General features: G+C 56.7%; 8 protein-coding genes. 5 read left to right on the plus strand and 3 right to left on the minus strand.

Translation table 11 applies throughout. The annotated features are described in order from the left end of the window. Nucleotides 1-37 precede the first annotated feature (37 nt). Nucleotides 38-2,074: a thioredoxin domain-containing protein gene (locus ACV4UY_RS07695; RefSeq protein WP_491607021.1), complete on the plus strand. Its 2,037-nt coding sequence runs from the start codon at nucleotides 38-40 to the stop codon at nucleotides 2,072-2,074. Between the two features lie 185 nt (nucleotides 2,075-2,259). On the opposite strand, the gene ACV4UY_RS07700 is transcribed toward ACV4UY_RS07695, so the two are convergent. Beyond that, nucleotides 2,260-3,366 carry a hypothetical protein gene (locus ACV4UY_RS07700; RefSeq protein ID WP_491607022.1) on the minus strand — a complete coding sequence of 369 codons (1,107 nt, stop codon included), beginning with the start codon at nucleotides 3,364-3,366 and terminating at the stop codon, nucleotides 2,260-2,262. Nucleotides 3,367-3,415: 49 nt separating this feature from the next. On the opposite strand from ACV4UY_RS07700, the gene ACV4UY_RS07705 reads away from it, so the two are divergent. Then, nucleotides 3,416-4,174 (plus strand): Nif3-like dinuclear metal center hexameric protein, encoded by a 759-nt coding sequence (locus ACV4UY_RS07705; protein WP_491607023.1) that lies wholly within the window; start codon nucleotides 3,416-3,418, stop codon nucleotides 4,172-4,174. Between the two features lie 91 nt (nucleotides 4,175-4,265). On the opposite strand, the gene ACV4UY_RS07710 is transcribed toward ACV4UY_RS07705, so the two are convergent. Then, complete coding sequence (locus ACV4UY_RS07710) at nucleotides 4,266-4,469, minus strand: hypothetical protein (protein WP_420906288.1); 204 nt, start codon at nucleotides 4,467-4,469, stop codon at nucleotides 4,266-4,268. Nucleotides 4,470-4,663: 194 nt separating this feature from the next. Between ACV4UY_RS07710 and petA the strand changes: the two genes are divergently transcribed. From petA to ACV4UY_RS07725, 3 genes are all read left to right on the plus strand, one after another. Next, nucleotides 4,664-5,236, plus strand: a complete 573-nt coding sequence (gene petA / locus ACV4UY_RS07715; RefSeq protein WP_420906287.1) for a ubiquinol-cytochrome c reductase iron-sulfur subunit — start codon at nucleotides 4,664-4,666, stop codon at nucleotides 5,234-5,236. Between the two features lie 69 nt (nucleotides 5,237-5,305). Continuing rightward, on the plus strand, nucleotides 5,306-6,520 hold the full coding sequence (locus ACV4UY_RS07720) for a cytochrome b (RefSeq protein ID WP_420906286.1): 1,215 nt from the start codon (nucleotides 5,306-5,308) through the stop codon (nucleotides 6,518-6,520). A gap of 18 nt (nucleotides 6,521-6,538) precedes the next feature. Beyond that, the gene (locus tag ACV4UY_RS07725) at nucleotides 6,539-7,369 is read left to right on the plus strand and encodes a cytochrome c1 (RefSeq protein ID WP_491607024.1); all 831 of its coding nucleotides are present in this window, start codon (nucleotides 6,539-6,541) and stop codon (nucleotides 7,367-7,369) included. A gap of 398 nt (nucleotides 7,370-7,767) precedes the next feature. On the opposite strand, the gene ACV4UY_RS07730 is transcribed toward ACV4UY_RS07725, so the two are convergent. Further along, a partial coding sequence (locus ACV4UY_RS07730; protein WP_491607025.1) for a hypothetical protein occupies nucleotides 7,768-7,971 on the minus strand: 204 nt, incomplete at its 5' end.

Here is a 7,971-nt window from a genome sequence, read left to right on the forward strand (position 1 = left end):
CTTTTGACAATACCGAGCGGTTCATGCGGCATGTCCCATGCAACCGACCCTTGTACAGACCCTCTCGCACGCGGAGTTTGCCGTGACCAACACCCCGAATCGTTTGATTCACGCCACCAGCCCTTATCTGTTGCAACACGCCCACAATCCGGTGGATTGGTATCCGTGGGGCGACGAAGCGCTGCATAAGGCCGGGCAAGAGGGAAAGCTGATTCTGATTTCGATTGGTTACGCGGCCTGTCACTGGTGTCATGTGATGGAGAGGGAGAGTTTCACCGATAACGAGGTAGCCTCCTTGTTGGCCGCGGATTATGTATGCATCAAGGTGGATCGGGAGGAGCGACCGGATCTGGATGCCCATTTCATGGAGATTCTCACCACCATGACCGGTTCAGGTGGCTGGCCGCTGCATGTCATCACCACCCCGGAGCTGCTGCCGTTGCACGGCGGAACCTATTTCCCGCCCGAGCCGGGTTGGGGTCGTCCCTCCTTCAAGCAGTTGATCACCCTGATCGCCACCCAGTGGCGGGAGCGACGCCAGGCGTTGCTCAAGGATGCCCGTGAGTTGCGCGACTGGTTGCAATCCCATCTGCCGGGGTTGCCCCAACCGGGGGGAGTGGGATGGAATCCGCCTCTGGGCACGGATCCGGCTCTGGCGGCCATGCTTTTCTGGACCGAACGACTCGATCCGGAGTGGGGTGGATTTGGTGAACAGTCCAAATTTCCGCAACCCACGATCCTCTCGCATTTTCTGCGTCAGGGCGCGCGCGGTGCGAATCAGGCGTTGATCCAGCCGGTACTCGACACCCTGGATCGCATGGCTGCGGGTGGCATTCGCGATCAGCTTGGCGGGGCCTTTCACCGTTATGCCACGGATCGAGCCTGGCAGGTACCGCACTTCGAAATCATGTTGTACGACAACGCTTTATTGGCGCGGATCTATCTGGAGGCATGGCAATTGACGGGACAGGTGCGTCACGCGCGGGTGGCGCGGGCGATTCTGGATGATCTGCTCAACCGTTTCCGACTGCCGAATGGCGCCTTCATCTCTTCGCTGGATGCGGACAGTGCGGGTGAGGAGGGGTTGTACTACACCTGGACCCAGGACGAAGTGATTGCGCTGTTGGGAAAGGCGCGCGGTGCGGCGTTCATCGAGCGGTTTTTGCCCGATGTGCCGGAGGCCGTGGTGGATGGTCGTGTGGTGATGAATTTTCTTGGTGAGCCGCACGCCCTGTGGGAGAGTCTCGACGATCGGGCCGGGGAGTTGGCCGCCTTGGCGCGTGAGCGGGCCATGCGACCGGAGCCGGCGCGGGATGACAAGGTGCTGGTCTCCTGGAACGCTTTGATGGTATCCGCCCTGGCCAAGGTTGGAGCGGCACTCGAGGTCCCGGCCTATCTGGAGGCGGCGCGATTGGCCCTGGGTGTCATCTTGAATCGGGAACCGCTGCACCACAGTTGGCGTGACGATCGGGTGGCACCTGGGGTGTTTCTGGATGATTACGCCTTTCTGATCCAGGCATTGTTGGATGGTTACGAAGCGTGGTTTGATCCGTTGTTGTTACGGCGGGCCGAGACATTGGCCATGGAGATGTTGCGACGTTTCCAGCCGGTTTCCGGCGCGCCGTTGCAGTTGACCCCGATTGACATGGCGAGTGGGATTCCATCGCGTGTCGAATGGCATGATGGGGTGATTCCATCCGGTCTTTCGGTGGCCATGAACGTGTTGCATCGTTTGGCGGCACGGGATCCGGGGGGTGAACTGGCCAGCGAAACGCGGTGCATTTGGGCAGGCTTGGAGGGGTGTTGGCGTCAGGGGGCGCCGATGGTGACCGAGATGTTATGGAGCTTGGAGTTCAGCGGGCAGGCGTTGTGTGAGGTGGTGATATCCGGTCAAGGGGAGCAGGAGTTGGCATTGTTGCGGGAGATTCGTCGTCGTTTGTTGCCTGGATTGGTATTGAGTCGGCAGGTGGGGGAAGGGGAGAGGGGAGTCTTGTCGGTGCGGGTTTGTCGGAATGGCTCCTGTCATCCGTCCATGGCGACCGTAGAAGGGTTGCGTGGGTTGTTGGAGGGATAAGGAGTTTCCAAGTTACCATGGAACTCCTGAAGGGAGGTCCATGGTACGGGGGGTGAAGGGGTTCTTCCCCCATCATGCCAAGTTACGGGATCGAGAGGCCAATGGCCGTTGGGAAATTCTGATCAGGAACCCTTGGACCTCGCCAGCTGGTCACCGACCCAGCCATTGTCTCCCCATCCAACCCCTTACGACCGATAGGCAAACGAATACCCAATCCGCGTGGTCTCATGCGGCACGATCGGGACAATGCTTTCCCGTACCAAATGCAACCAGTCCCCATGAATCTGCCCGATATCCCGAAGTTGATTACCCAACGTCGGCCTGGCCGCCTCGGTATGCGCATACTCGGCCTTGAGTACCACCAATCCCTCATGCTCGTCATCAATCGAAATCAGAAATTTTTTTCGAACGTCAATACGATGCTCATGACCAAGATCAATCAACTCGGATACTGCGGCACTGCTCAGCTTGATCAGGAAAAACTGCTCCACCGAGGTCTCCTGACTCTTGCCATGCACAGTCAACAAGGTCAATCGACGGTCCTGTTGCGAACCCACCAGAATGGTTCCAGGTAACTTTTCCCGCAACAGAAGCTGCGCCGCGTGCACGGCAGCGGCACGCCGACCGCCGGCGTTGTGGTAGAAGTGGTAGTACTCGTAAAGCTTTTTCTCCAACGTCTCGATGAAATCATCCCCCTTTTCACGCAAGGAGCGCTCGAGATAATTCAAATGGATGCCCAGATTCCGCAAGGCGTTGTCGGTCAACCGCTCGATACGCACATGAAAGTTGCTCAGCTCGATTTTTTTCATCGGATCCCCAGGTGCCGCAGTGTTCTGGATCAACAACGAATAGTCCAAAGGCAACAACATGCGCAGAAGATTCACAAACGCCGGGTGGCTTGAATCCCGATGGGAATCGCAGTAACTTTCCAAAAACGGGATATCCGGCGCCACGTCCACGATATTTTCGCGGGTGACCCGGTTGCCCTCCCGACAACGGAAATGTTTGCGCAGATTGCCTGGCAAGGGGGAATCCAAAAGCGTGATCAGACAGGTGTTGTGCAAGGTGTATTCGCGACTGGCCGTGGCAGCCCGAGGACGCACCATCGAGGGTGAAACGTAGGGATAGGGCATCTGCCGCTTGACGAACTTCTTGAACGATTCGATCAACGTGTAGTTCAAGAGGAGTTTCAGAATTTTATCTCGTGCCGCCCAATAGGGATCGGTAAGTACCCGCTCCCGCTCCTCGGGATCGGCATGCAGCACGGTGAAGGTGTTTTCGTTGGTAATCATCGGTCACATACACGCAAATACAAAAAATTTCGAATAAGGAGTCGAACGATTGATCAGTCTGACGGAAGTGGAACGGTTTTTGGCCGAAACCCTGCAAGTCGCCTCGATCGCCGATTACACCCCAAACGGGGTGCAGGTTCGCGGTCGCGAAAAGGTGAGCCGGGTGATTGGCGGGGTATCGGCCTGCATGGATCTGTTCCGCGCCGCGGATGCAAAGGCGGCGGATCTGATTTTGGTACATCACGGAATGTTCTGGAACAAGGATTCTCGTGTGGTACAGGGTCATTTAAAGACGCGACTGACTTTTTTGCTGGAACGCGATCTGACCCTCATGGCCTATCACCTGCCGATCGACAAACACACCGAATATGGCAATAATGCCATGATATTGAAAAAATTCAACTTAAAACCGACAGTTCCATTCGGATTTTATCAAGGTTCCCATCTCTCCAGCATCGGAGAGAGCGATCACGAAGAGTCGATCGAAGATTTCGTCATCCGGGTGCGGGAGATTCTGGGTGGGGAACCGCTGGTGTTGCCGTTTGGACCGGAACGGATCCGTCGGGTGGCGGTGTGTTCGGGTGGCGCGCCGGAACTGGTGCGCGAAGCCAAGGATCTGGGAGCAGATCTGTTTTTGACCGGCGAGCCGTCCGAGCCGATCTACCACTTCGCCCGAGAGGAGGGGATCCATGTGATCGCCGCGGGCCACCACCGCACCGAGAAATTCGGAGTTCAGGAGGTGGGTGCGCTGCTGGGGCGTCGTTTTGGCCTGGAATTTGAATTCATCGACATTTCCAATCCGATTTGACGGTTCGCCAGACCCTGACATTGGACAAGGATCCGGAAGCGCGAAAGACTCCCGGATCCTTGAATCGCCCGACCGTCAAGCGAGACGTCCATCAACCCGGCACGGCGCCCATGCCAGGGGTGGGAGGTTCGATGGGACCCATCCAGTGACCCACGCACAAACCAAGCTGTTTGCCTTCGACCACGCCGACCCGATAGACGAATCCCTGTTTGATCAGGACCGCCTCGGCATAGTTGGGGACCGGTTTCCACCAGAACCAGCCTTGCTCTTTAGGTTTTTCACGTTTCCATTCCATGTTGGCATCCATACTGGCGATAATGTTTTTGTCTGAATTTTCTATATTGCCTTAATTTTTTAAAAAAAGCCAGACTTCTTGTGGAAAATTTTCCATGGAAAGGGCTTGACTCCAAGCCATCAATTTGAAATAGTGGCAAGGTTTGAACCGGCTTGGTTCGCATCACCTCCTATTTGATACAGGTCAAGAACTTCATGTCCGCTTCCGCACACTCAACGGCCCATTCCCATTCACCGGTTCCGGAACAACCCGAAGAGGAGAGCCGCCGCGATTTTCTGATCCTGGCCACCGGCGCGGTCAGCGCGGTCGGTGTCGCTGGCGCGGCATGGCCCTTCATCCGCTCCTGGAGCCCCTCTGCGGATGTCCTCTCCCAGGCCACCACCGAAGTGGACATCAGCGCCCTGGGCAAGGGGCAGATGATCACCGTGCCTTGGCAGGGCAAACCGGTCTTCATCCTCCATCGCACCGACGAGCAGATCGCCTCCGCCAAAAAGGGAGACGCGGAAAAACTGCCGGATCCGGCCAAGGATGCCGAACGGGCCCAAAAGCCAGAATATCTCGTGCTCCTGGCCATCTGCACCCATCTGGGTTGCGTGCCGCAACCGATCGGTACCGGGAATTACGGCGGTTTCCTCTGTCCTTGCCACGGCTCCCACTACGATACCTCGGGACGCATCCGTCAAGGTCCGGCTCCCAAGAACCTTGAAGTCCCCTTCTATGCCTTCAAGGACGACAAAACCCTCGTGATCGGCAAGGCGGTCGGCTGATCCGGACCATGAAACGCCTCATGAAGAACCATCCTCACCAAAAAGTGCGCCACGCAAGGAGTCCTCACGGTGTCTAAATCGATCATGGATTGGGTGGATGCTCGTCTGCCCGTCACGGCTTTGATCAAAAGTCAAGCCACCGAATACCCAACGCCCAAAAACCTCAACTATTGGTGGGTTTTTGGTTCGTTGGCCCTGTTCTGTCTGATTGTCATGCTCTTGACCGGGCTGTTTTTGGCCATGCACTACAAGCCGGACGCCAACCTGGCCTTTGACGCGGTCGAGCACATCATGCGCGATGTCAACTATGGCTGGCTGTTGCGCTACATGCACGCCAACGGCGCCACCTTCTTCTTCATGACTGTCTACATCCACATCCTGCGTGGCATGTACTACGGTTCCCACCGCGCCCCGCGCGAGATCCTCTGGTGGTTCGGCATCATCATCTTTTTCTTGCTGATGGCCACCGCCTTCATGGGCTATGTGCTGCCCTGGGGTCAGATGTCCTACTGGGGCGCCGCAGTGATCACCAACCTGATGAGCGCCATCCCGGTGGTCGGCGAGGAGCTGGTGGTCTGGATCTGGGGTGGTTTCGCGGTGGGTGATCCTACCCTGAACCGTTTCTTCGCGCTGCATTTCCTGTTGCCCTTCGTGATCTTCGGCGTGGTGATCGTCCACCTCTGGGCCTTGCATGCGGTTCACTCCAACAATCCGGACGGCATCGAACTCGACGAGCACAAGGACACCATCCCGTTTCACCCCTACATCACCATCAAGGATCTCTTCTCGATGGGGGTGTTTTTGCTGGTTTACTGTGCCTTCGTCTTCTTCATTCCCAACTTCTTTCTGGAACCAGACAACTACATCCCGGCCAATCCCATGCAGACCCCGGCCCACATCGTGCCGGAGTGGTATTTCCTCCCTTTCTATGCCATTCTGCGTTCGATTGACTTTTTGGGATCCTACAGCAAGCTGGCTGGCGTCATCGCCATGATCGCCGCCATCGCCATCCTGTTCATCCTGCCGTTTCTGGATCGCTCGCCGGTTCGTTCGTTCCGCTATCGTCCGTTGAGCCGTCAACTCTTCTGGATTTTCGTCATCGACTGCTTCCTGTTGGGCTGGGTGGGGTACAATCCGGCGGATGCCACCCGTTTCAACGGCGCCCTGCCGTTGATCGTCGTGGGTCGCACCTGCACGGCCATCTACTTCGGGTATTTCATCCTGTTGTGGATCATCACCGCGTTCGATATCGAGAAACCCCAACCCGTGCCCAAAAGCTTGTAAGAAGGGGAGCATGCCAACATGGACTTCATGAAATTCCTTAAAACCGTGGCCCTGGCGGCAGCGGTGGTTCTTCCCCAACCGGCTCTGGCCTCTTCTGGCGGTCCCGCGCTGCCCACCCAATCCTGGAGTTTCCACGGGATTTTCGGGCAGTTCGATCAAGCCGCTCTCAAGCGTGGTGCCCGCGTGGCGGTGGAGGTGTGCATGGCCTGCCACTCCATCAAGTACATCAAGTTCGATTCGTTGAAACAGCTTGGTTTCAGCGAGGCCGAGGTGATCGCACTGGCCGAGGCGCAGAGTCACAACAAGAAGGACCGCATGACCAGCCCCATGGATCCCGTGGCCGCCAAGGACACTTTTGGTGTCATGCCGCCGGATCTTTCATTGATCACCAAGGCGCGCAAGGGGTATGAGGATTATACCCATGCGGTTCTGACCGGATATCTGACCGATGCCGATCGTGTCCTGGTGCAGAAGGTGATGGAGGATGGCGCTTTGTCGGATGGGGAGTTGAAGGAGCTTTCCTCGGCATTGGGTGTGGATGCCCATCAGCCCGAGAAGGTCAAGGAGATCCTGACCCGCATTCAGGCCAACGAAAACTTCAACAAGTACTTTCCGGGTCATTTCCTGGCCATGCCTCAGCCGCTCAACGATGGTTCGGTGACCTATCCGGACGGGGTGGAGAGTTCGTTGAAGCAGATGTCCCAGGATGTGGTGACGTTTCTGGCCTGGGCTGCCGAGCCGACTCTCATGGAGCGCAAGGCGTTGGGTTTGAAGGTGATGTTGTATCTGGTGATCTTGACAGTGATGTTCTATGCGGTCAAGCGGCGCATTTGGGCCAAGGTGCATTGACGGATTGGTCTTGAAAGCGATGGTGTGCAAAAGCCCCCCGGAGACGGGGGGTTTTTTGTTGGGGTGGGTGGGAGATCATGGGGTGACGATGGTGGCCAAAAAAACGTCATCGCGGGCAAGTGGCGATGGTATGGCCAAGGAAACGTCATCACAGGGGACCAGGGGCCCGATTATCGCTCCTGGCGGGGGTGGGGCAGAGCGCGACTTTGCCTTTGCTTTTCACGCGCCTTGGAGGCTGTTTGGCCATTGCCAAACAGCCTCTTACGCATCTAAAGACGCGCTGCCATCAACTAGTCAATTCTAGACCGCACCCAGCTTGGGATGTGTGGTTTTTATTGGTAAGAAAAAGAGAGGGGCTGGGAGATTCCACTCCCTGGGTTTTGGTTTTGCCTTTGACTTTAAACCGCGTCTATTTTGAGATGTGTCGTTTCCCGCAAGGCCACAGTGCAAAGTAAGAGCGTCGTTTCCAAAAAGCGGAAACGACGCTCGCGAAGGCTGCGCGCGGCGCATTTTTCGCAAAAAACGCGAAAAATGCTTCTTTGAGAAGAGCGCGCTAGGGCGTGTTGACATTCAATAATAATATCAACCCTATTCAAGCCAGA

This window comes from Candidatus Magnetaquiglobus sp., from assembly GCF_058402785.1.